Annotated in this window: 25 protein-coding genes; 18 read left to right on the plus strand and 7 right to left on the minus strand. The window is 43.2% G+C overall.

The features are described 5' to 3' along the window. The first annotated feature begins 48 nt into the window (after positions 1-48). A complete protein-coding gene (gene clpS, locus PSU72_RS07205; RefSeq protein WP_300431653.1) occupies positions 49-375 on the plus strand; it encodes an ATP-dependent Clp protease adapter ClpS in 327 nt (108 codons plus the stop codon). Between the two features lie 63 nt (positions 376-438). Continuing rightward, positions 439-2,712: an ATP-dependent Clp protease ATP-binding subunit ClpA gene (gene clpA, locus PSU72_RS07210; protein ID WP_300431654.1), complete on the plus strand. Its 2,274-nt coding sequence runs from the start codon at positions 439-441 to the stop codon at positions 2,710-2,712. A 37-nt stretch (positions 2,713-2,749) separates the two neighbouring features. Here clpA and PSU72_RS07215 read toward each other — a convergent pair whose 3' ends face one another. After that, a complete protein-coding gene (locus tag PSU72_RS07215) occupies positions 2,750-3,352 on the minus strand; it encodes a glutathione S-transferase (RefSeq protein ID WP_300431655.1) in 603 nt (200 codons plus the stop codon). Between the two features lie 12 nt (positions 3,353-3,364). Then, positions 3,365-4,381, minus strand: a complete 1,017-nt coding sequence (locus tag PSU72_RS07220) for a quinone-dependent dihydroorotate dehydrogenase (RefSeq protein WP_300431656.1) — start codon at positions 4,379-4,381, stop codon at positions 3,365-3,367. A 177-nt stretch (positions 4,382-4,558) separates the two neighbouring features. On the opposite strand from PSU72_RS07220, the gene PSU72_RS07225 reads away from it, so the two are divergent. Then, a complete protein-coding gene (locus PSU72_RS07225; protein WP_300431657.1) occupies positions 4,559-5,671 on the plus strand; it encodes a diguanylate cyclase in 1,113 nt (370 codons plus the stop codon). 86 nt (positions 5,672-5,757) lie between these two features. Here PSU72_RS07225 and PSU72_RS07230 read toward each other — a convergent pair whose 3' ends face one another. After that, positions 5,758-5,997 (minus strand): hypothetical protein, encoded by a 240-nt coding sequence (locus tag PSU72_RS07230; RefSeq protein WP_300431658.1) that lies wholly within the window; start codon positions 5,995-5,997, stop codon positions 5,758-5,760. Positions 5,998-6,334: 337 nt separating this feature from the next. Here PSU72_RS07230 and PSU72_RS07235 point away from each other — a divergent pair, with 337 nt between their 5' ends. Next, complete coding sequence (locus tag PSU72_RS07235) at positions 6,335-6,859, plus strand: hypothetical protein (protein ID WP_300431659.1); 525 nt, start codon at positions 6,335-6,337, stop codon at positions 6,857-6,859. Between the two features lie 43 nt (positions 6,860-6,902). Here the strand turns inward: PSU72_RS07235 and PSU72_RS07240 are convergent, their stop codons facing one another. Next, the gene (locus PSU72_RS07240) at positions 6,903-9,035 is read right to left on the minus strand and encodes a molybdopterin oxidoreductase family protein (protein ID WP_300431660.1); all 2,133 of its coding nucleotides are present in this window, start codon (positions 9,033-9,035) and stop codon (positions 6,903-6,905) included. A gap of 183 nt (positions 9,036-9,218) precedes the next feature. Here PSU72_RS07240 and PSU72_RS07245 point away from each other — a divergent pair, with 183 nt between their 5' ends. The 4 genes from PSU72_RS07245 (at position 9,219) to PSU72_RS07260 (ending at position 12,223) form a co-directional block, all read left to right on the plus strand. Next, positions 9,219-10,397, plus strand: a complete 1,179-nt coding sequence (locus PSU72_RS07245) for a cupin domain-containing protein (RefSeq protein ID WP_300431661.1) — start codon at positions 9,219-9,221, stop codon at positions 10,395-10,397. A gap of 13 nt (positions 10,398-10,410) precedes the next feature. After that, entirely contained in the window at positions 10,411-10,917 is a 507-nt protein-coding gene (locus PSU72_RS07250) for a hypothetical protein (protein WP_300431662.1), read from the plus strand. Next, positions 10,914-11,768: a secretin N-terminal domain-containing protein gene (locus PSU72_RS07255; protein ID WP_300431663.1), complete on the plus strand. Its 855-nt coding sequence runs from the start codon at positions 10,914-10,916 to the stop codon at positions 11,766-11,768. Before PSU72_RS07250 ends, PSU72_RS07255 begins: the two co-directional genes overlap by 4 nt. A 203-nt stretch (positions 11,769-11,971) precedes the next feature. Beyond that, entirely contained in the window at positions 11,972-12,223 is a 252-nt protein-coding gene (locus PSU72_RS07260) for a hypothetical protein (RefSeq protein WP_300431664.1), read from the plus strand. Positions 12,224-12,300: 77 nt separating this feature from the next. On the opposite strand, the gene PSU72_RS07265 is transcribed toward PSU72_RS07260, so the two are convergent. From PSU72_RS07265 to dapA, 3 genes are all read right to left on the minus strand, one after another. Next, entirely contained in the window at positions 12,301-13,080 is a 780-nt protein-coding gene (locus PSU72_RS07265; RefSeq protein ID WP_300431665.1) for an MBL fold metallo-hydrolase, read from the minus strand. A gap of 43 nt (positions 13,081-13,123) precedes the next feature. Then, entirely contained in the window at positions 13,124-14,389 is a 1,266-nt protein-coding gene (gene bamC, locus PSU72_RS07270; protein ID WP_300431666.1) for an outer membrane protein assembly factor BamC, read from the minus strand. A 61-nt stretch (positions 14,390-14,450) separates the two neighbouring features. After that, the gene (dapA, locus tag PSU72_RS07275; protein ID WP_300431667.1) at positions 14,451-15,344 is read right to left on the minus strand and encodes a 4-hydroxy-tetrahydrodipicolinate synthase; all 894 of its coding nucleotides are present in this window, start codon (positions 15,342-15,344) and stop codon (positions 14,451-14,453) included. A gap of 301 nt (positions 15,345-15,645) precedes the next feature. Between dapA and rsxA the strand changes: the two genes are divergently transcribed. The 10 genes from rsxA to PSU72_RS07325 all read left to right on the plus strand — a co-directional run bounded on the left by rsxA (position 15,646) and on the right by PSU72_RS07325 (position 24,077). Beyond that, positions 15,646-16,239, plus strand: a complete 594-nt coding sequence (gene rsxA / locus PSU72_RS07280; protein WP_300431668.1) for an electron transport complex subunit RsxA — start codon at positions 15,646-15,648, stop codon at positions 16,237-16,239. Positions 16,240-16,305: 66 nt separating this feature from the next. After that, positions 16,306-16,878: an electron transport complex subunit RsxB gene (gene rsxB, locus PSU72_RS07285; RefSeq protein ID WP_300431669.1), complete on the plus strand. Its 573-nt coding sequence runs from the start codon at positions 16,306-16,308 to the stop codon at positions 16,876-16,878. A gap of 57 nt (positions 16,879-16,935) precedes the next feature. Further along, positions 16,936-18,861, plus strand: a complete 1,926-nt coding sequence (gene rsxC, locus PSU72_RS07290) for an electron transport complex subunit RsxC (protein WP_300431670.1) — start codon at positions 16,936-16,938, stop codon at positions 18,859-18,861. A gap of 13 nt (positions 18,862-18,874) precedes the next feature. Beyond that, positions 18,875-19,894: an electron transport complex subunit RsxD gene (rsxD, locus tag PSU72_RS07295; RefSeq protein WP_300431671.1), complete on the plus strand. Its 1,020-nt coding sequence runs from the start codon at positions 18,875-18,877 to the stop codon at positions 19,892-19,894. 1 nt (position 19,895) lies between these two features. Further along, the gene (rsxG, locus tag PSU72_RS07300; protein WP_300431672.1) at positions 19,896-20,543 is read left to right on the plus strand and encodes an electron transport complex subunit RsxG; all 648 of its coding nucleotides are present in this window, start codon (positions 19,896-19,898) and stop codon (positions 20,541-20,543) included. Positions 20,544-20,552: 9 nt separating this feature from the next. Then, on the plus strand, positions 20,553-21,233 hold the full coding sequence (locus PSU72_RS07305; protein ID WP_300431673.1) for an electron transport complex subunit E: 681 nt from the start codon (positions 20,553-20,555) through the stop codon (positions 21,231-21,233). A gap of 21 nt (positions 21,234-21,254) precedes the next feature. After that, positions 21,255-21,920: an endonuclease III gene (nth, locus tag PSU72_RS07310; protein WP_300431674.1), complete on the plus strand. Its 666-nt coding sequence runs from the start codon at positions 21,255-21,257 to the stop codon at positions 21,918-21,920. Beyond that, positions 21,917-23,005, plus strand: a complete 1,089-nt coding sequence (locus tag PSU72_RS07315) for an FIST C-terminal domain-containing protein (RefSeq protein WP_300431675.1) — start codon at positions 21,917-21,919, stop codon at positions 23,003-23,005. Before nth ends, PSU72_RS07315 begins: the two co-directional genes overlap by 4 nt. A 74-nt stretch (positions 23,006-23,079) precedes the next feature. Further along, a complete protein-coding gene (locus PSU72_RS07320; protein ID WP_300431676.1) occupies positions 23,080-23,520 on the plus strand; it encodes a DUF1841 family protein in 441 nt (146 codons plus the stop codon). Continuing rightward, a complete protein-coding gene (locus PSU72_RS07325) occupies positions 23,520-24,077 on the plus strand; it encodes a sigma-70 family RNA polymerase sigma factor (protein WP_300431677.1) in 558 nt (185 codons plus the stop codon). The genes PSU72_RS07320 and PSU72_RS07325 overlap by 1 nt, the downstream gene beginning before the upstream one ends. Positions 24,078-24,086: the final 9 nt, after the last annotated feature.

Here is a 24,086-nt window from a genome sequence, read left to right on the forward strand (position 1 = left end):
TTGAAATTGGGCTTGAAATTTCTGTGGTTTGGCTCAAAATAGGTTCATATGAGCCAGTTACAGAAAAACGCCAAGCCCTTTGAAAATGATGTTGCACTTAAGCCGGAAGTGGCGAAGCCCAAGTTGCCGCCTATGTTTAATGTTTTGTTATTAAACGACGACTACACCCCTATGGAGTTTGTTGTTGAGTGTATAGAGCGTTTTTTTAACAAAACCCGTGAACAAGCGACGCAAATTATGCTCAAAGTACATACAGAAGGCTTAGCAGTATGCGGTGTATACCCGCAAGATATTGCAGAAACGAAAATGAATCAAGTACTTAGCTACGCAAGAGATCAGCAGCATCCTTTGCAGTGTGTAACAGAACCAGCTTAACATCTGCCTGCACATTAAAACTGCAATATTGAAATATGGAATTTAAATTTAGAGGGTTATGAAATGATTGCTCAAGAGTTAGAAGTTAGCCTTCACATGGCATTTATGGACGCTAGACAAAAGCGTCATGAGCTCATTACGGTTGAGCATTTGCTACTTGCCATGATAGACAACCCAACCGCAGCCGAAGTGATGCGGGCATGCGGTGCGAAATTAGAGGTATTACGCACCGAACTAAACCAATACATAGAAGAGCATACGCCAACAGTGGGCGGTCAAGAAGATGTCGATACACAACCTACACTAGGCTTTCAACGCGTGATTCAACGTGCGATGTTACATGTGCAGTCTTCTGGCAAAAAAGAAGTAACAGGTGCTAATGTGCTGGTCGCGATCTTTGGTGAAAAAGATTCTCATGCGGTATTTTTCTTGCATCAGCAAGGCGTAACGCGTTTAGACGTGGTGAATTTCATTTCACATGGCGTATCAAAAATTGGTGAAACTGCTAAACCTGAAGGCGCTGATACAGAAGCTGATGTTGAGGCTTCTCCCGCTGGCGCACTTGAAAATTACACCCTCAACTTAAATGCGCAAGTTGCAGCGGGAAAAATTGACCCACTTATTGGTCGAGGCCCTGAACTTGAACGCGTTGTGCAAACGCTATGCCGTCGCCGTAAAAACAACCCACTATTAGTTGGTGAGGCTGGCGTAGGTAAAACTGCGATTGCTGAAGGCTTAGCACGTCGTATCGTGGAAAAAGATATTCCTGAAGTATTAGCCAATGCCACGGTTTACTCGCTAGATATGGGTGCATTACTGGCTGGTACAAAATACCGCGGTGACTTTGAGCAACGCTTAAAAGCGGTAATGAAACAGCTTGCTGAAAACCCAGATGCTATTTTGTTTATTGATGAGATTCATACTTTGATAGGTGCAGGTTCAGCCAGCGGCGGCACTTTAGACGCTAGCAACTTGTTAAAACCAGCGTTATCAAACGGTACGCTCAAATGCATAGGCGCAACGACTTACCAAGAATATCGTGGTATTTTTGAAAAAGACCATGCGCTATCACGTCGCTTCCAAAAAGTGGATGTGACTGAACCTAGCGTGGCTGAAACCATTGAGATTCTAAAAGGCTTGAAATCAAGATTTGAAGAGCATCACAGCGTGAAATACTCAGCATCTGCGCTAACGACTGCGGCGGAGCTTTCAGCTAAATACATTAATGACCGTCACTTGCCAGATAAGGCTATTGACGTGATTGATGAGGCTGGTGCTGCGCAACGTATTTTGCCGAAATCTAAACAGAAAAAAGTAATTGGCAATAAAGAGATTGAAGACATCATTGCAAAAATCGCTCGTATTCCGCCTAAAAACATATCTGCGGATGACAGAAGTGCACTTAAAACACTTGAGCGCGATTTAAAAGCCGTGGTGTTTGGTCAAGACAATGCTATTGAAGCACTTACCTCTGCCGTTAAAATGGCACGTAGTGGTTTGGGAGGCAACAACAAACCTGTTGGTAGCTTCTTATTCAGCGGCCCGACTGGTGTGGGTAAAACTGAAGTGGCTAAGCAATTGGCTTACATCATGGGCATTGAATTGATTCGCTTCGATATGAGTGAATACATGGAGCGCCATGCGGTTTCGCGATTGATTGGTGCGCCTCCCGGCTATGTTGGCTTTGAGCAAGGTGGCTTGATGACCGAAGCGATTACAAAGCATCCATATTGCGTATTGTTGCTTGATGAAATTGAAAAAGCGCATCCTGATATTTTCAACATTCTGTTGCAAGTGATGGATCACGGCACGCTCACAGACAATAATGGCCGCAAAGCCGACTTTAGAAACGTCACGATTATCATGACAACTAATGCTGGCGCAGAGAACCTGTCTAAAGCAAACATTGGCTTTACCAATGCGAAACAAGCAGGCGATGAGCAAGCTGATATTAAACGCTTATTCTCACCTGAGTTCCGTAACCGTTTAGATGCAACCGTATCATTCGCCGCATTGTCACAAGACATTATCATTCGTGTTGTTGATAAATTCTTGATTCAATTAGAAGACCAATTGCATGACAAGAAAGTGGAAGTCACCTTTAGTGATGCATTGAAAGTTTACTTGGGCAAAAAAGGGTTTGACCCATTGATGGGCGCAAGACCAATGTCTAGGCTGATTCAAGATACGATTCGTAAGGCGCTAGCGGATGAGTTATTGTTTGGCAAATTAGCAAACGGCGGCAGCGTACATGTGGATATTGACAGCAAAGATGAAGTGAAATTGATTTTTGCTGATGATAAAGCACCTTCAGAAAGCGCATTAGCAGAAGTTTAACTTTGCACTCTTTCTAGTAGTAAAAACAACAGCCAGCTTATTCAATATAAGTTGGCTGTTTTTCCATCACGCTGATAAATAGTTCAGATTCAACAAGTCTACTTAGCCAAGCCTGCAATTTTGGATAAGGTGCAGCTTCAAACCAAGCAGGGTCTACCGCAGCAAACTGGCGAACGAATGGGAAGATTGCAATATCGGCCAAGCTAGGCACGGCGCTAAATAAATAAACATTTTCAAGCAGTAGTTTTTCAAGCTTTTGCAAAAACACTTCAGCCTCTACCCGATGCTGTATTTGCGTTTTACTTGGATAACGTTCTGGATACTTGTAAGCATCTAAAGCTTGTTTAAACGCCGTATCATTCTCTAGAATAAGCGCATCAGCACTCGCTGACGTTTGGGTACCTAGAGCATGCTGTTGCAATGCCCAATGCATAATCTCCAAGCTCTGCTCAATCACTGCGCCATCTTGCAACACCAGCACTGGCACGGTAGCTTTAGGCGAAACTTGCAACATGTGTGCTGGTTTATCGCGTAATGAAATTTCACGAATCTCAACATCTACTCCAGCCAGTTTCAGCGCCATACGCGCACGCATGGCGTAAGGACAGCGACGATATGAATATAAGATTGGTAAAGCCATTACACTTTAAACCTATCCAAGTGTTTTACAAATATCGTGCACTAGCTTAGGTCCTTTATATATCAACCCGCTATACACTTGTACGAGATCTGCTCCAGCTGCGATTTTCTCTACTGCATCTGCTCCGCTCAAAATGCCACCCACACCAATAATCGGCAAAGCGCCTTGTAAGCGTTGTGATAATTGCTGAATCACCAACGTTGACTTCGTTCGTACAGGCGCTCCAGATAAGCCGCCTGCTTCTTCTGCATGCGCCATGCCTTGCACCAATTCACGAGATAAAGTTGTGTTGGTCGCAATCACACCGTCTATTTTATGTTGCATCAACAAATCAGCGATTTCATTCACTTGCTCAAGCTCTAGGTCTGGCGCTATTTTTAGGGTGATAGGCACATATTTACCATGCAGATTAGCTAGCTTGGTTTGTTCTAGTTTGAGCGTAGCCAACAAGTGAGACAAAGCCTCTTTTTCTTGTAGCGCACGTAGATTTTTAGTGTTTGGCGATGAAATATTCACCGTGATATAGCTGGCATACGCATACACTTTTTGCATACCAATCAAATAATCATCGACTGCATTTTCCATTGGCGTATCAAAATTTTTGCCTATATTAATACCCAGCACGCCTTTGTATTGTGCGGCTTTCACGTTCTCGATTAAATTATCCACACCTAAGTTATTAAAGCCAAAGCGGTTCACAATGCCTTGTGCCTCTTTTACACGAAACAAACGAGGCTTTGGGTTACCAGGTTGCGGGCGTGGTGTCACGGTACCGACTTCTATAAAGCCAAAACCTAATGCTGCCATGCCATCAATCACCGCACCATTTTTATCCAAACCCGCGGCCAAACCCACTGGGTTAGAAAACGTAATCCCCATGACATTTCTAGGCTGACAGGTAGGCGCTTGTTTTAAGCATTGCGTTAAATGCAACTTAGTCGCTAGCTTGAGACTCTTAATTGTGACATCATGCGCGACCTCGGCATCTAAGCAAAACAACAAGGGTTTTGCCATGGCGTATATATTCATATTGGGCTTAATCTTTTAAATTGATAGGTAAAACTGCTGGTATCTGGGAAATTATATTTATCTAAGCGCTATTATAATTAAAATTACTGGAATGCTAACCCTAAGTTATACATGTTGAACTATAAGAAAGAGATCATCTACCCGCTTCTTGCGGCGTCGCTATTAATTAGCGTGGTTATGTTGAGTCTTTTTTATACGATGTACAGTTTTGATAAAATTGAAAAAAGCAAAGATTTTATCGACACGCAACGCTTTAACATTATCACGTTAAGAAATGCCGTATTAGAGGCTGAAACTAGTCAGCGCGGATATTTAATCACAAATAATGTCACGTTTCTCGATCATTACAATGAAGGTAAAATTCAGGCGTATAAAACCTTAGATAAACTCTCCAAAAGTAGCGAGAAGCTACCCTCGTTAGCGCCAATTTTAGAAAAAATACAGCGACTTTGCGACGATAAATTTAGCATTATAGAAGCCAGTACCTCGGTGCAACTTAATGCTGGCTCCTACGCATCACACCTAAGCTTATCTAAAGACCGCGGCAAGGCCGTTATGGACAGCATACGCACAGCGTTGATGGAAGCTGACAAAGACTTGCTTGAGCGTCGACATATACTCAGTAACCGCATGCAAACAACGATCCGTTTCAGTATTATTGCAGGCGTCACTTTAGCGATAATGATTTTTGGCATCTTGATCTTTTCCTATCTACACACACTACACTTATTTAAAGCCATTTTATCCAGCTCAAACAAGGTTGATCACCTTAGCCATCAAGCCACACATGACCCACTCACCAATTTATTAAACAGACGTGGATTTGAAAACAGGCTTCAAAGCATTCACGATAATGCGATTATAGAAAAACAAAAATATGCCTTTTTTTATATGGACCTAGATAATTTTAAAACCGTCAACGACCAATACAGCCATGCAATAGGCGATCAACTTCTTATTACCGTCAGCCAGCTATTTCAAAACTGTTTAAGAGAACACGACGCCTTGGCTCGTTTGGGCGGTGACGAATTTACTTTAATCGTGCAAAAATTTAAAGACAAAGACGAGCTAGAAACACTAGCCAACCGTCTCATCAACGCATTAAAAAATCCGATTCCAGTCGAAAATGCCATGCTATCTGTTGGTGTTAGTATAGGCGTGGCTATTCACCGCTCAGATGCATTCACCCCTAAAAAACTCATGATGGCTGCGGATAAGGCGATGTATCACGCTAAAAATTCGGGCAAGAATAAAGTCGTATTTTTGAATAAAGCACCAAGTCAAAACTAAAGCCACTGGATTCCGACGAAAGTCGGAATCTAGTGGCTTTAACGATATTTGAAGAATTTTTAACCATGTCGGGGGCAGCCCGACAGCTAGTCACTTTCTTTATAACTGCCTAAAAAGAAAGCCCCACGGCCTAACGGCTCCCCTACGCTACTCAACATAAAGGCAGCAATCGGAAACTCGCCAATAAATTCACTTGGCTCAAACAGCCGCTTGCTGAAAGCTCCTTTATGTCTGCGTTGCTCAGCGTGGCGCAAAGGGCAGGATATACACACCACAGCCGTCATTCCCGCGAAAGCGGGAATCCAATGTAAGGTTTTTAAAAACAAAAATGGATTCCCGTTTTCACGGGAATGACGAAATTAGTAAGGATTCAGAAAAGTTCATTCAGAATGAAGGTAGTACATAGGTGGTTTTGACTTTCAATCCCCTGCTACCGCGCCTGAGTTTTGCATGATGATGGGGAGTTTTCGGCAAGCGGCTGTTTGAGTATAAGCGAGTTTCCGATTGCCGCCCCATGATTATGTAAATCTCAGGAGATAAGCGGTAGGGGCAGCCTTTTCTTTGGTTACTTTCTTTTGGCTAAGCAAAAGAAAGTAACTCGCCCGTCGCGCGAGAGCGACCTAACAGATGTACAATTGATTTCAGTATATTAGGAATACATAAATGGCTGAATTCATCAATCCACAAGAAGGCTTTTTTAAAGAGGGATATTTTCCAAATGTTGGAAACACAATGTTAGAGGTATACAGACTTCTAACAATTTTCTTAGCCAGCAAGAACTTTGCTTCACTTCTAACAAATTATCCAGGAGAAGGCTTTGACCCTATTTATAAAGTTCAGGAAGTTGAGGAGGATGAAATTACTAGGTTATTGCTTACTCTTTCAATTACAGCAAGGGTAATTGATGACCGTGAGAATCTTATTTTTAAAAATATATCCTCACCCTGCGGCACTCTTCAAGCGAACTTAGATAACGAGACCGTAATTCAGCTCAACCTTCGTGAAGCGTGTAATAAAATTATTCACGCCAAAAAAATACATTTCGATGTCGAGGGTAGAGATATGCTAGCGTACTTAAATCCATTTATTTATATATATGGCGAGTCATCAAATGGAAGAGCATGGAAAGCTACTTTAGACATTATTACATTTGCAAAAGAATACTCATTAGTTCTGTCTAAGGTCTAAAAGTTGACAGCTTTCCAAGGCTTAGTTAATTTAATTGAGGAGCCTAATTTAAAGCCACCTCCACCAAATTATCACTAAACGTAGTCGAATGCCCCATATCCCCAAACTCCGCTGAACTAATACAATTGACCGTCCCATTATTCAACTGCCGCCAATACCCAAGCGTCGCCACAACAATCCCCGCATTCACATCATCCGAAATTTTTGCCAAACCCTCGAATGCACCACGGTCATTAAACACCTTCACCACATCGCCTGCCTTAATATTTCTGGCTGTGGCATCCAACTGATTAATCATGACAAACTGCTCACCCTGCCCTTTAATTTTCTCCGCCACATTGGCATAGCATGAGTTTAAAAATCCATGACTCTTAGGTGAAATAATATTCAAAGGGTACTTAGCCGCCAAAGCTGGGTTGGTATCAGGCGTTTCGCGCGAAGCGACATAATCAGGTAATGGGTCTATATCCTCACCCGGTTGAAAGCCTTCATACATTTGGCGAAAAGGCCCTGCCACAAAGTTTTTAGCACCTTCTGCGATGAATTGACATTTGCCACTAGGCGTAGGGAACTCACCTTTGGCATGCCGTGCTCGGGTATCTTTATCACCAAAGGCTTTTAAGCGTGCAAAGCCGTGTTGGCGTAGATAATCTAAATCAATACCTTCGCAAGTGGGTGAAGCCCAATCCACGTAATTTTCTAGGCATTCGGTATCGTTCCATTTGAAATTATCTTCTTCGTAGCCCATGCGTTTGGCAAGCTGCCTAAAGATTTCATTATTAGGAAGCGCCTCGCCTGGTGGGTCTATGCATTTTTCATTGTAAGTGAGGTATAAATGCCCCCACGACAGCACCATGTCTTCCATCTCTGCGCCCATGGCGGCTGGCAGCACAATATCGGCATAGGCTGCTGTGTCAGACATAAAATGCTCGGCCACCACTGTAAATAAGTCTTCCCGTTCCAAGCCTTTGATAATTTTGTCAGTTTCAGGCGCTTGAGTGATGGGGTTGGTGTTCCATACCATCATCGATTTAATCGGCGTATCGAGTTTTGTTTCACCCGTTAGCACGCGGCCTAGTTGTAGATTGTTAACGACTGGCGTGCCTTCTGGGATTAAATCTGGGCGCGAAATCACACCAAACTTATACGGATGCTCCCACACTGGGAACTGCAAAGCACCACCGCCTACGTGACGCCATGCGCCTATCAGTGCAGGCAAGCACGTCACTGCCCGAATGGCTTGGCTGCCGCCATAGCTTCTTTCAAGCGCTACACCTAAGCGAATCGCCGCAGGCGGCGTGGTAGCGTATTCACGTGCAAATTTACGAATATCATCCGCTGAGATACCAGTAATTTCTGCCGCCCATTCTGGCGTGCGCGTTTTAGCGCGTTCAGCGAGTTCTTTGTAACCTATGGTGTAGTTATCAATATAATCTTGGTCAACCAAACCTTCTGCAATAATCACGTTCATCATCGCCATAGCGAGTGCGCCGTCAGTGCCTGGTTTGGGGGCAATATGCCAATCAGCCTCTTTCGCGGTTTTAGAGACGTAAGAATCAATCACCACAACTTTGGCACCTCGTTTTTGTGCCTCGTGGATAATATGCCAGTGATGTAAGTTAGTACTTACTGAGTTACATGCCCAAATGACAATGTATTTGGAGTGGCTAAAGCTTTCAGGGTCAACGCCGGCGGTCGGGCCAACGGTTAACAGCCATGCGGTGCAAGAGCCTTCACCGCAAAAAGTACGCTCGCATACAGTTGCGCCCATGCGGTTAAAAAATGCGTCGCCACCGTTAAGGCCATGCACCAAGCCTTGGTTGCCCAAATAGCTATTCGGCATAATGGCGTGAGGACCATCACTGGCGATTATGGCTTTCCATTTACTGGTAATTTCAGTCAGCGCTTCATCCCAAGTAATACGTTTAAATTGCTTAGTGCCTTTAGCGCCTGTGCGTTTAAGCGGGTAGAGCAAACGGTCTGGGTGATAGTGTCTTTTTTCGTAATCTTTGAGCTTGACGCACAAGCCGCCGCGCGTCATGGGGTGGTCTTTATTGCCGGTGACTGAGATAAGTTTGTTATCTTTAACGGTGTAGACCATGCTGCAAGTGTCTGGGCAATCATGTGGACAGCCGCCGTGAAAGGTTTTAGTGGATGTATCAGTTGGTGCGTTCATACTTCTCTCCGCTTATATTTAAGTTAAGGATTATGTCTGGCCACTTACAACTATTTAATCTCGCAACGATTTAATCACTTTTATTTTTTAAATTATTTTTAAATCTTGGTCAATATATACCCACCTGTATATCAATGCAATGGCATAATTATCAACTAAATTATCGTGCAAACTTTTAAACCAATGAAAACAAAAAACAATCCTTTGCAATTACTGGGCGGCCTAACTCCAGGGGCGTTTCTGGCGGAATATTGGCAGAAGAAGCCTTTGCTGATTAAAAATGCTATTCCTGATTTTACGGGCTTATTAAGTCCTGATGAACTTGCTGGCTTAGCTTGCGAGGATGAAGTGCAGTCACGCATTGTGGAATATAAAAAAGGTAAATGGCATGCAACACATGGCCCATTTGATGATGAAGCCTTTGCTAATCTGCCTGAAAAACCAACAGCTGATAACAATTGGACGCTACTTGTGCAAAGCGTGAATCACCACCTACCCGAAGGCGCCGCCTTGTTACAGCGATTCGATTTCATTCCACACGCGAGGCTTGACGATTTAATGGTGAGTTACGCGCCCAATGGCGGCGGCGTAGGGCCGCATTTTGATAGTTATGATGTATTCCTATTGCAAGGCCAAGGCAAACGACTATGGCGCATTAGCGAGCAAACTGATTTAAGCTTGGTTGATGGTGCACCATTACGTATCTTGCAGAATTTTGACATCTCGCAAGAGTGGCTGCTTGAAGCAGGCGATATGCTTTATTTGCCACCTCATCTTGCACATTGGGGTATTGCTGTGTCCGATGGGGCGATAGACTGCATGACCTACTCTATTGGCTTTAGAGCGCCTAAAAACCAAGAGCTTGCTACTGAGTTTTTAGGTTTCATGCAGGATCAACTGAATCAAGATAAGCTTGTATTAGATGGAATCTATCAAGATGCAGATTTAAGCTTACAAGACCACCCTGCCGAAATTGGCAAAGAAATGATTACTAAAGTCAGTGTGAATTTACAAAAGATTCAATGGTCAGATAAAGTGATTGCAGAGTTTTTAGGAACGTATCTTTCTGAACCTAAACCCGATGTTGTATTTGAACCAAATAAAAAAATGTCTATGCGTAACTTTAGCGAAAAGCTGGCAAAGATCGGCATTGCACTGGATTTAAAAAGCCAAATGCTATTTTCCACAGATCACTTTTATCTCAATGGCGAAGTCGCAACATGGATAGGCGAGCCCGCAAAAATTCTAACTAAGCTTGCAGATCAACGTTATATTGAGGCTAGCAGCATTCAAGATGCACTATTGCTGCAACAGCTTTATGATTGGTATATTGCAGGTTACCTGAGTTTTGATTCTTTATAAGATATTTAAACCTATGACTACTAACGACATTAATAACGAACTTACTCCAGACCAGATCATGGTTGGTGAGCACCTATACGCCGAGGCCATTAATCTAATTTTAGCCAGTGCAGAGCGTGAGTTATTGATTTTTGACCAAGATTTAAGTCATGGCGATTTTGCCAGTAAACAAAAATATGCGTTGTTTCAAGCGTTTTTAAATAAAAGTCCAAGCAATCAACTAACGATTGTTTTACAAGACACAGGATTTTTTCAAAACAAATGCCCACGTTTACTAGAGTTATTAACGATTTACGGGCACAAAATGACGGTGTACGAAACCAATCAATCGGCAAAGCACGCGAAAGACTGCTTCATATTGGCTGATGACAAACATTACGTTAAGCGTATACACATCGACCAAGCGCGTTTTAGGTATGGTATGGATGATCTTGCAACGGCGGGATTACTCAATACACGATTCAAAGAGTTGCTTGAGGCAATACAAGATGTTGTGACTATTTCAAGACTAGGTTTATGAAGCTACGAAACTCGATTACTGGCAAATGGTTAGGAACACTTTCGCTAGTAGGCTATTTACTTACACTATCGCTATACTCAGTCAATGCACTAGCGGCAACCGAGTTTAAGATTATTGACTTACAACATCATTTTGCTGAAGACATTCTACCCATCATTCAGCCTTTAGTCGGTAGCGATGGCACTGCAACTGGCATGCAGAACCACTTAATTATTCGAGCTAGCCCAGAAAAAATGATAGAGATAGAGCAAATTATCTCTACATTGGACGTTGAGCGTCAAAATCTTAGAATTACAGTAAGTCACCAAAGTAATTTACAGTCTAACAATGATAACGTTACCGTGAGTGGTCGCAAGCGCATAGGCAAGGTCACCATAGGAACGAATAAATATCCTAGAAATGCAGTTGATGGCGTTCAACTAGATATTGAAAACAATCAAAGTAGCATACGCAGCAATGGTAACCAATTCATCAACGTGATGGATGGTGAGCGCGCATTTATTCGAGTTGGACAATCAGTACCATATACCCAAGAATGGGTCACGCTAACCCAGCGCTATACAAGTATTCAGCGCAAAACCGAATTCGTGGATATCAGCACAGGATTCTCCGTGCGGCCTCGTAGCATTGGCAATCAAATCGAACTAGAGATCACGCCAAGAATTGCGCAGCTCAACCAAAATAAATATATAGACTTTGAAGAACTCAGTACGATTGTTAGGGTGAATCGTGGCGAATGGCTTGATTTAGGTGGGACCATGCAACAAAAAGATGAGGTCAGCCGCGCTATTTTAAGTAGACAAAATGGCGAGCAACTCCAGAACAATTCACTGTCGATTCGTGTGGAATAGGGAAAAATTGATACAAAACTGTTAATTGTTGTGAAAATAATACATTTAGTTGGAAATTTTGTCGCTTTCTTCTTGAAAGACACTGGTTTTTTAAAAAAAAACTGGTAAAATTTGCATCACTCGGTATAGCTAATTAGGTAAAACTTTTAAGCGGTTATCGAAAAAAGTTTTTTTAACTAGTTATAAACCTTAAGGAATAAAAAATGACACGTTCTATTTTACTAGCTGCATTATTAGCTCTTGCTCTAACTGCTTGTGGCGAAAAAGCTGCTGAAGCTCCTGCTGCTGATGCAGCTGCTGCCGCTGAAGCTGCTGCACCTGCTGCTGCCGAAGCTGCTGCACCTGCTGCTGCCGAAGCTGCTGCACCTGCTGCTGCCGAAGCTGCTGCACCTGCTGCTGCTGAAGCTGCTGCACCTGCTGCCGCTGAAGCTGCTGCTCCTGAAGCTGCTAAGTAATTAGCCTTTAGTCAGAAGTGACAAAAGCCGACTTTTAGTCGGCTTTTTTACGTGTATCATTTCTATACTTATTCCATTCAACTCGAAGTAATCTCTCGCCAATTAAAACCTTGTAGCTGGTCAGCAATTCCAACCCAATCATCATCGCAACCTAATACTTTTGCCAAGCTAGCCTTAGCAAGGGCTGGTGTATTGTTTTTTGCACTTAGGTGTGCAGCCAGAATGTGTTGTAACTGACTGTTATCTAATTTTGATAGTAAATTTGCTGAATCTAAATTTTCTAGATGCCCTAAATCTCCACCTACACGCTTTTTGAGCGCCCAGCTATATGGTCCAGTTTGCAACATACTGGCATCATGATTACATTCCAATACCAGCGCTTTACAGCCACTTAACGTTTCAACAATATGCGGCGTAATGCGACCAACGTCCGTCAGTACGCCTAACTTGTGGTTACCATCAGAAAAAACGCATTGCATCGGTTCGCGCGCATCATGCGGCACGGGGTATGGCTGAACGTAAATATCACCCACAGAAAATTCACTATGGCTATCAACAACATTCAATTGAAGGTCATGCTGTGCGGGGATATATCTGCTAGACATTTTAAGTGTGCCATAGGTGAGCCACACGGGGATTTTGTACTTAGCAGCAAATTTAAACGCGCCGCCAGCGTGATCATCATGTTCATGCGTGATGACGATGCCAGCTAAATCATCTGGCTGTAGATCTAAGCGTGCCAGTCTGGTGAGCGTTTCTTTAATACTAAACCCACAATCCAACATGAGTCTAGTTTGGTTGATTTCTACGACTAGCGCATTGCCAGCACTGCCACTACCCAGCGAAGCAAAGCGCATCGTATATTGATTAAGCCATACCTAGGTCAATACCCAGATAAAACTATTTTAACTGCTCATACATTAGTGCAACAATTCGGTTTGCCGTAGTCGTTTTAACGCGGCCACCGTCTTTATCAACCACTGTCACCGTAGTACCGCCTTTTTCACCATCAGCTACTTTGATGCGATATTGTTTTTCTGGATTAGTTTTTTGTTTGTCGTCACTACCCCAAAATTTTAGTTTCTCAACCATGCTTTTTTCTTCTTTAGCTTCTTTACCAGCTCCAGAAGTTTCTTTTTTGTCATCATCGCCCCAGAACTTCAAGGTTTCAAATAATCCTTTCTTTTTCTGTGGCGTATCGTCGATATCGACATCGGCATAACGCACAAAGAATAGCCCGTTTGAGCGATCTTTATCTTCAATCACAAAGCCTACTCGGTCTAAAGCTAAACCAACTCGACGCCATGCACGGTCAAAAGCATCATTTAACACTAAGGTCGCACTACCATCTGCTTCTTTAATAACGTCTGCACGTTTTGGTGTTGTAGCTTGCGCCAATATTGTTTTAGATTTTTGTTCTTCAACACCAAGTTTTACCATTAAGCGACGTAATAACTCTGCATCTAATTCAGCATCTCTGGCATCAGCTGTCACTGCAGTTTTTGCATCAGCTCTATATCCAGTATCAATTTCACCAAGTTGCGTTTGTACACGGTTTTTACCGTCATCCGGTGCTCCGCTTACTGAGCGATGCGTCATATAGATTTCAGTCGTATTCGCTTCATCACCGCGATCTAAACGTGTACGGAATTTTTTCTTATCCGCAAAACCTGATAGTTTATCTAACCATTTATCAAATTTTTCGCCTACATTGCCTGACTCATCTTTTTTAATAGCTTCAGAGTCAATCCATTCAGTTTCCATTACGCCAATTTGTGCATCTTCTGAACGCACAGCAAATCCTTGATCGGTCCAGAACTCGCGAATCACAGGCCAGATTTTTTCCGCAGGTGCATTCACTACCAACCAACGCTGCGCACCGGCTCTTTCTAATCTAACACCATCAGGATTCGTTAATACTTTCTCAACACCCGCTTCTTGACTATCTTGCGCTTGGCTGTATGTTGAATAGCTAGTATTGCCTGGAATAGAATATGCATCGCTAACCGGGCTAGCGGTTAAGTCTGGCGGCACTTCTAATGGCTTAGATCTGCTAGCGCCTTTATAATCTGACTCGTTATTGATAAACGGAATAGAATCGCAACCGACTAAAGTGGCAGTGAGTAGCATGTAAATGGCAGTGCGCTTGATATGCATTTGTTTCATTCAGACCTCTTGAGAAAACGATTTTTCTTTATGTAAAAAGTGCTTTATATAAAAATATGACTTATAAAATACCCGCTGGTTTGCATGCATTGCGTAATACATCATGATATTGCGCAGACAAATGCACCATAGGTAACCGGATACCCATTTTAATTAAACCCATTTGCGCTAATACCCATTTAACTGGCATTGGGTTAGCTTCAACAAATAATTTTTGATGCAACTGGAATAGTTTCGCATTGATTTCACGTGCTTTAATCGCATCACCCGCAACAGCCGCAACACACATCTCGTGCATCAATTTTGGCGCCACGTTGCCAGTTACTGTAATCACGCCTTTACCGCCAAGCAGCATTAAAGACATTGCGGTAGCATCATCGCCACTTAACACAGCGAAGTCTTTTGGTGCGCGTAAGATTAAATCCGTCCCACGCTCTATGCCGCCTGTGGCATCTTTAATACCAATAATATTTTTGTGAACGGCTAAACGTAGAGTTGTATCATTAGTAAGATCACAACCTGTGCGACCTGGTACGTTATATAGAATCTGTGGAATATCAACAGCATTGGCGATTGCCATAAAATGCTGATACAAACCTTCTTGTGTAGGTTTATTGTAATAAGGCGCCACCAGCAAGCAAGCATCCACACCTAGTTCTTTGGCTTTCTGTGTGAGTTCGATGGCTTCTTTAGTTGAGTTAGCACCAGTGCCTGCAATGACAGGCACACGACCATTCACTTGGCTCACTGCCGTTTTTATCAATAGACAATGTTCATCAAAGTCTACCGTTGGTGATTCACCTGTAGTACCTACAATGACAATCCCATCGGTACCTTGATCAATATGATAATCAATCAACGCGTTCAATGAGGGTATATCTAAACGCCCGTCATCAAACATTGGCGTAACGATAGCAACTAGACTACCTTGAGCGACTAAACTACCTTGCAGCATAGCAAACCTAAACTATTTGTAATTCACTATTTTAACTTAAAAGTTCAGTAAATAAACAGCTTCTATATGCAAACTTATCAGCTAGCTAATTTGCTGATTGGTAATAAATATTCGATGTGCTTATATCTGTATAATTACACATGCTTTGATAAGCGTAAAACTTAGCGTTATATTTCACGTCATAATGCTATGAATGCTGTTTTGACAGGCTTTTCTGGGGTTCGCGGTCAAGCTTAAACACGGTATAATTCGCACTGATTTACCCTATCAATTACTTAATCAGTATTGCACAGAAGCTCATATGACTATTGATTTTCACCATTACATTATGATTTTAATTGGCACAGTGCTTGTAAACAACATTGTGTTGGTCAAAATTCTAGGGCTTTGTCCATTTATGGGCGTTTCTAAAAAACTGGAAGCGTCAATCGGCATGGCGGGCGCGACCGCATTCGTATTGAGCATCGGCTCTATGACAAGCTGGGGAGTTAATCAATATCTGCTTGAACCGAATAATCTGCAATATCTGCGCACGCTTTCATTTATCGTCATTATCGCCAGTGTGGTGCAGCTGACCGAAATGATTATGGAAAAGAATTTTCCTCCGCTGTATCAAGGTTTGGGGATATTTTTACCTTTAATTACTACTAACTGTGCGGTACTGGGTATTCCACTATTGAATGCGCAAGCCAGCCATAGCTTTCTAGAGTCTTTATTGTTTGGCATGGGCGGCGCCATTGGCTTTTCACTCGTGCTTATCTTATTCTCTTCCATGCGCGAAAGGCTGGAAGCGGCTGATATACCAGTTGTTTTAAGAGGTTCTGCAATTGCCATGGTGACCGCTGCGCTGATGAGTTTAGCTTTTATGGGTTTTGCTGGTCTAGATAAATACTAGGTTAAGTATTAAACAAAAGCCTCAGATTAATCATAAGCTAAATATTAAGTACTCAAGAATCTCTACATGTTAATTTCACTTTATATCATGCTTGGCCTTGCTTTGGTGCTAGGCACTTTATTAGGCATCGCCGCTTTGCTATTCAAGGTAGAGGGCGACCCGCTGGTAGCGCGTATCGATGCAATCTTGCCACAAACGCAGTGCGGTCAATGCGGCTACCCAGGCTGCAAGCCTTATGCAACAGCCATCGCAGTTGGTGAAGCAGATATTAATCAATGCCCTCCTGGTGGTGATGCTGGCGCACATGCATTGGCAGATTTAATGGGCGTGGAATATAAGCCTATCAATGCAGCTAATGGCGTCGAAAAGCCAAAAGCAGTGGCTTTTATTGATGAAGCCACATGTATTGGCTGTACTTTATGCATACAAGCCTGCCCAGTAGATGCGATTTTAGGTGCAGCGAAACACATGCACACCATCATCAGTTCGGAATGTACAGGTTGCGAGCTATGTTTGGCGCCTTGCCCCGTAGACTGCATTACGATGGTACCAATCGCAGAAAATCCAGATAACTGGAAATGGAAATACCCTGTAATCCCCATTAAGGCTGTGCCTTTTGAAGCTCAGATCGTCAGCTAAAATTACAAGTTAAATATTAGACAATATAAATAAAACCAAGATAAATAAAACCTAAGCATGAATGCAATTATCAACTTTGCGAGCAATTTAATTCGCGGCGTCTCTAGCAATAAGGACGTCTTTAAATTCAATGGTGGCGTGCATCCGCACGATCACAAGGCTGAATCGACCACGCTACCTATTGCTCAGCTTGCCCTCCCTGAAAAACTCATACTGCCGCTACGCCAACATGTAGGTTATATTCCTAAAGTTTTGGTGCAGGTGGGCGACTTTGTACTAAAAGGTCAAATGCTTGCTGAGCCAGAAGGTACGGTATCTGCCGCGATTCATGCGCCAACCTCTGGCACGATTACCGCCATTAGTGAACAAGTTATCCCTCACCCATCAGGTCTACCTGATATGTGCATTACGCTAACACCCGATGGCAAAGATACTTGGGCGCAATTACAGCCAACGGACTGGCGAAATGCAGATAAAAAAGTGCTGGTAGATAGCTTGCGCTCATCAGGCATTGTTGGCTTAGGCGGCGCGACTTTCCCTACGCACATTAAATTGCGCACCAACGGCAAATCTAACGTACAGACTTTAGTGATTAACGCAGCAGAGTGTGAACCTTATATTACTTGCGATGACATGCTGATGCGCGAACGTGCAGACCAAGTCATCAAAGGCATAGAAATCGTACAACATTTGCTTGGCGCAGAAAAATGCATCATAGGTATTGAAGACAATAAACCTCAAGCAGCCAGTGCAATGACAGCCGCCTGCACAAGCAAAGCAATGCAAGTAAAAGTCGTTCCTACGCTTTACCCTAGTGGCGATGCGCGGCGCTTGATTCACCTGCTACTTGATATTGAAATTCCGAATGACAAGCGTTCGACTGACGTTGGCATACAAGTATTTAACATCGCCACCGTGCTGGCTGTTTATCGCTATTTTGAGTTTGGTGAACCAGCCATTAACCGCATAGTGACGATGACGGGCAATGTTGCTAAACCGCAGAATTTTGAAGTGTTATTTGGCACACCGCTTGAGGCGCTCATAAAAGCGGCAGGCGGTGCCAAAGCGGATACTACGCATTACATTATGGGCGGCCCAATGATGGGCTTTGATTTACCTAACGAGCAAGTGCCAATTACTAAAGCGGCAAACTGTATTATTGCTGCCGCACCAGATTTATTTGCAGCGCCACCACCAGCGATGCCCTGCATACGTTGTGCGCGTTGTGCTGATGCTTGCCCAGTTAACCTGCAACCACAAGAACTGTACTGGTTTTCAAAGGCAGATAACTTTGAAAAAGCGCGCGACTATCATTTATTTGACTGCATAGAATGCGGCTGTTGTACTTATGTATGCCCAAGTGATATTCCATTGGTGCAATATTATCGCTATGCGAAAAGTGAAATTATTGCCTTGGATAAAGCTAAAGAAGCCGCCGACTTAGCGCGCGAACGCAATGACTTTAGATTAGCGCGAATTGAGCGTGAAAAATTAGAGCGTGCGCAAAAACATGCAGAACGAGCTCTAGCAGGCAAAGCAGAAGCTAAATCTTCGGAAATTGCTGTTGCTGAAGCTACTAAAGAGCAACTTTCAGAAAAGCAAGAAACTGCACCTAATGTTGAAACGACTACTTCGGCACCTAGCGATAAACAAGTTGCGATTGCCGCAGCTATTGCTCGCGCTAAAGCGCAAAAATTAGCGTCAGCTAACGCTACAGAATCAACAACAGAGAGTGCTACAGCAACTGAAGCCATTAAAACGCCAGAAGTTGAAGCCGCAGAACTGAAAGCAAAGCAAGATAAACAAGCCCTTATCGCCGCTGCCATTGAGCGTGCAAAGGCACAAAAGTTAGCAGCAGCACAAGCAGGCGTTACGCCTAAAAATGTAGAAAACGTCAGCGCAGCAGTTCAGGCGGAAATTAATGAAACTGATGCGCTGCGCGAAAAAGTAAAACTGGCCACAGAAACCAAAAAGCCTGAATAAATAGGATAATCATTTGAACCGCTCACCCTACATCACCGACGCACCAACCGTCAGCATTATTATGCTCAAAGTGCTGCTGGCGCTGGTGCCTGGCATTATCGCTTACACTTGGATTTACGGTGGCGGCATTTTAGTGTCACTGACAATCGCGACAACCACGGCTTTAGCTGCAGAAGCTATGTTACTTAAAATCCGCCAACGCCCAATCAAGCCTTATTTAATGGATATGAGTGCCGTAGTAACAGCATGGTTACTCGCATTGGCCTTGCCGCCTTTAGCGCCTTGGTGGTTAGTAGTGGTAGGTACATTCTTTGCGATTGTCATTGCTAAGCAACTATATGGCGGCTTGGGTTATAACCCTTTTAACCCAGCAATGGTCGGTTATGCTGTACTGCTGATTTCTTTCCCACTGATTATGACCAAGTGGCCAGCGCCATTATTATTGGCAGAGCATCCACTTAGCTTTATTGAACAATTACATTTCATTTTTAGCAATGTGCTACCGAACGACATTAAAGTCGATGCGATTACTTCAGCCACACCACTCGATTACTTAAAAACGCAATTAATGCTAAAGCATGAGGTCGCAAGCATTACTGAAGCGTCTATATTCGGGCAGTTTGGCGCTAAAGGCGGTGAGGTAGTGACTGGCGCTTATTTACTTGGGGGCTTGTATTTAATACAGCAACGCATCATTAGTTGGCACTTACCAACGGCATTTTTAGCGGCTTTAGCGGCAATTTCATTTACGTTTTGCGCAATCAACCCTGCACACTACGCCAACCCGTTATTTCATTTAATGAGTGGCGCATCGATGCTATGCGCATTCTTCATAATTACCGACCCGGTCAGCGGTCCAACAACGCCGCGCGGCAAACTTTACTTTGCAGCCGGTGTTGGCGTACTCACTTATTTAATACGCGTTTATGGCGGTTACCCAGATGGCGTGGCATTTGCGGTGTTATTAATGAATATGTGTGTGCCGCTCATTGATGCGCTGACACAACCTCGCGTCTTTGGACATAAAAAATAGTATGCAAGAAACCATCTTTAAACATGCAATAAAAACTGCCATTACGCTGGTCGCCTTTGCCTTCGTTGGCACTGCGATGCTTGCATACGTGTTTAACATCACTCGTGCGCCTATCGAAGCCAGCGAAAAAGAGGCTCGTTTGGCGCTGTTTAAAGAAATATTGCCTGAAAGCACCTACAACAACGATTTGCTAAAGGATACTGTTGAAATCGCGCCTAATGAACAATTAGGTAATCGCCAGCCCACTGTAGCCAATATCGCAAAGCTCAACAACAAAACTGCCGGTGTGATACTAGAATCAATTGCGCATGATGGTTACAGCGGCGACATCAAGTTACTGATTGCGATTCGCGCAGATGGCTCAATAAGTGGTGTACGAGTGCTGGCACATAAAGAAACACCAGGTCTAGGTGACTATATCGAGGTTGCACGCGGTAACTGGATAAAACTATTCAACGATGAATCGGTCAATAAGACACCAGCCACACAATGGCAAGTGAAAAAAGATGGTGGTAAATTTGATTATATGGTCGGTGCAACCATCACACCACGCGCAGTAGTGAAAGCCGTTTTTAAGGCATTGCAGTTTTATGATGCAAATAAAACGACACTTTTTGCAGTTGCTAAAGTTGAATCGAACGGTCAATAAGGATTAGCCATGAGCAACCTCTATAAAGAAATTACCATCAATGGTCTATGGAAGCAAAATCCTGGCGTGGTTCAGTTACTTGGCTTGTGTCCAACTCTAGCTGTCACAACTAGCGCAGTGAATGGTTTAAGTTTAGGCTTTGCCACAGCTTTAGTCATGGCTGCTGCCAATGGCTCTGTGTCACCTGTACGTAGATTTGTACCTAACGAAATCCGCGTGCCAGTATTTATTTTGGTGATTGCAGCACTAGTGACTGTGATTGATTTAACCATTAACGGTTTCGCTCACCAATTACACAAAGTACTAGGCATCTTTATTCCACTGATTGTGGTGAACTGTATCGTACTGGCTAGAGTAGAATCATTTGCTGCTAAAAACTCACCTGTGCCGTCGATGCTAGATGGTTTTATGATGGGTTTGGGCTTAGCGTTGGTATTAGGTTTATTAGGCGCAATGCGTGAGTTTGTGGGTAAAGGCACCATATTATCTGGCTTGGATTTAGTCTTTAGCAGCATGCCTAAACAACTTTACACCATCCCTGATTATCATGGCTTCTTATTAGCTGTATTGCCGCCTGGTGCGTTCCTAGGCTTAGGCACGCTCATCGCGATTCGTAATTGGATCGAAATTAGAAAAGCTGCCAAAATCAGTACGCCTACGCCAAATCTAAAACCTGCGCTGAGTCATTGATATTGATGGTCATTAACATTCATGAATGAGCAAAAACGCTTTGAAATCTTTAAGCGCCTAAGTGTAGCTATCCCCAACCCATCGACAGAGCTCAAGCATAGCAGCACGTTTGAGCTACTGATTGCGGTGATCTTATCGGCTCAGGCAACTGATAAGGGCGTGAACCTTGCCACTGATAAGCTATTTGCTGTCGCCAATACGCCAGAAAGTATTCTAGCCTTAGGTGTAGATGGTTTAGAGCATTACATCAAAACCATAGGCTTATATCACGCGAAAGCAAAGAACGTGCTTGCCACCTGCCAAATGCTGATTACGCAGCATGATTCGCAAGTACCTAACACGCGCAAAGCCTTAGAAGCCTTACCCGGTGTTGGTCGCAAAACAGCCAATGTCATTCTAAACACTGCATTTGGTGAGCCCACAATTGCAGTAGATACGCATTTATTCAGGCTAGGTAATCGCATTAAACTTGCAACGGGTAAAACTGTTTTAGAAGTTGAAATGAAATACCTAAAAACGATACCCAAAGAGTTTATGCAAGATGCGCATCATTTACTCATCTTACACGGACGCTATGTTTGCACCGCACGTAAACCAAAATGCGGCGAATGTTGTATTCAAGACTTATGTGAATACGGCGCTAAAGAATATGCCTCGTATCCTACACCATCTCCAATACAGCCATGAAAGTCGCCACCAGCCTAGTACTAGGTAAGAAAGCTAGCCCCGCCTTAGTTGCTGAAGCCGTTTCTAGCGCAATGTCAAAGGCAGATATTACTGTTGCCTCTAGTGTCCTGCTGCTACTTACCTCTGAATTTGCAGATGACCCGCAACCAGCGATTACTGCCGCTGCAAAAGTCGCCAACTGCACACAGGTTTTTGGCTGCTCGGCTACAGGTATATTTACAGAGGAAGACTGGGTTTTAGATTCTCCAGCCGCGGCTGTCATGGTATTTGGCGACGATGTGAGTATACAAACCGCAAAACATTATCAGCCTGACCAAGTGTTATTAACCATCAGCGCGCCAAATGCGATTAACAGCACTTGGCTAAACGACGGCAATGCGCGTTATGGTGGCGTATCTGGTGATGCTGTAGGGCAAGGGCCTTTCTCTGTCTGGCAAAATGCCAAAGGTGGAAATACAGGAAAAGTAGATGCGCACATCAATGGCGTGAAGCTAGCAACCAAAGCATCACATGGCTTTAAAATGCTCACCAAGCCCAAACAAATTCAGCAAACAAATGATTTTGATATTGCGCTATTAAACAATAAATCACCGCTAACTGCCTTACAAAAGGCTTGGAAGTTGCACAGCAAAAATACCGCTCCAATCCCGTTGCACTTAATGATGGCAGTTTTTGCCGATAGTGCAGAAGCGATTAATCAAGGCGAATTTAACCAAACCAATTTAATCAGTGTTGATGAAGCTGCTGGCTACGTTACCTTAGCGCAGCCACTTAAGGTAGGGCAGTTTTTAAGTTGGGGCTTACGTGACCAACTGGTTGCTGAAGCGGATTTGCTACTAACGACTCAGCAATTAAAGCAAGAGTTAGGCACTACCCCTGACTTTGGGCTATTATTTTCCTGCTTAGGGCGCGGCCCTTTTTATGATGGCATTGACCACGACTTAAAAATCATTGCTCAACAATTGCCAAACATGCCTTTAATAGGATTCTATGGCAATGGTGAAATTGCAAATATTGCCGGTAATAACCAACTGCTACCGTACTCAGCCGTGCTTAGTTTGTTTGCAGAACATAGCGGCTCTTAATTTGAGAGCCTGTTCATTTACAATAATGCTGTCTATTTAAAAATCGCCAATCTAAAAGTCCCATTTATAATTTTATGAGCTTATACAATCCCACTCGCGATCAAGCGCGTCAATTTTTATTTGATGCATGGTCTAAATTCAAGCAACACTTAAGCCTGACAGATTTAGAAAAAATCGCGGTAGAAGTCATACAAATGCATCCTGAATACCATGTGGTATTTGATTCGCCAGAACATTTTATGCACCAACAATACTTTCCTGAAATGGGCGAAACCAATCCATTTTTGCATATCACCCTGCATTTATCTGTGATAGAACAAATTAGCATCAACCAGCCTATAGGCATCACACAGATTTATGATAAATTACGTCAGCAACATAGCGATACTCACCTTGCGTATCATGATTTGATTGATTGCCTTGCTGAAACTATCTGGCAAGCGCAGCGTAATAACCAAGCTTTAGATTCTGAACATTATCTGAACTTGCTAAAACAAAAGTCAGGATTAGTTTAATGAATAAAAATGTCAATGACTGGCTAAACGATCACGGCGATTATCTATATCGTTTTGCCTTAGCAAGGTTACGTGACCCTCATCAAGCTGAGGACGCTGTACAGGAAACCATGCTAGCCGCGATTAAAAGTGATAGCTTTGAAGGTGACTCTTCTGCCAGAACTTGGTTGACCGGCATACTCAAACATAAAATAATCGACTTGCAACGCAAACAAATTCGCGAACAACCACTTTCCGATTTAATCGATCTAGATGCATCCGACACCAGTATGGATGATTTTTTTGACAAGAGCGGCCATTGGCTGGATAAACCACAAACGCTAGACATGCCGGAAAATGCACTTGAGCAAAAACAGTTTCTCAGTATTCTAAGTGGATGTATGGACAAGCTGCCAGCTAAACTAGCCGCCATTTTTATGTTGCGCGATGTACACGAAGTAGATAATGAAAATATTTGTAAGGAACTTGATATTACCGCGACCAATGCTTGGGTGATGTTGTATAGAGCTCGAATGGGGTTAAGAAAATGTCTGGAAATAAATTGGATCGCTGGTTAGTAATATGGA

Source organism: Methylotenera sp. (assembly GCF_029945535.1).
GTDB lineage: Bacteria > Pseudomonadota > Gammaproteobacteria > Burkholderiales > Methylophilaceae > Methylotenera.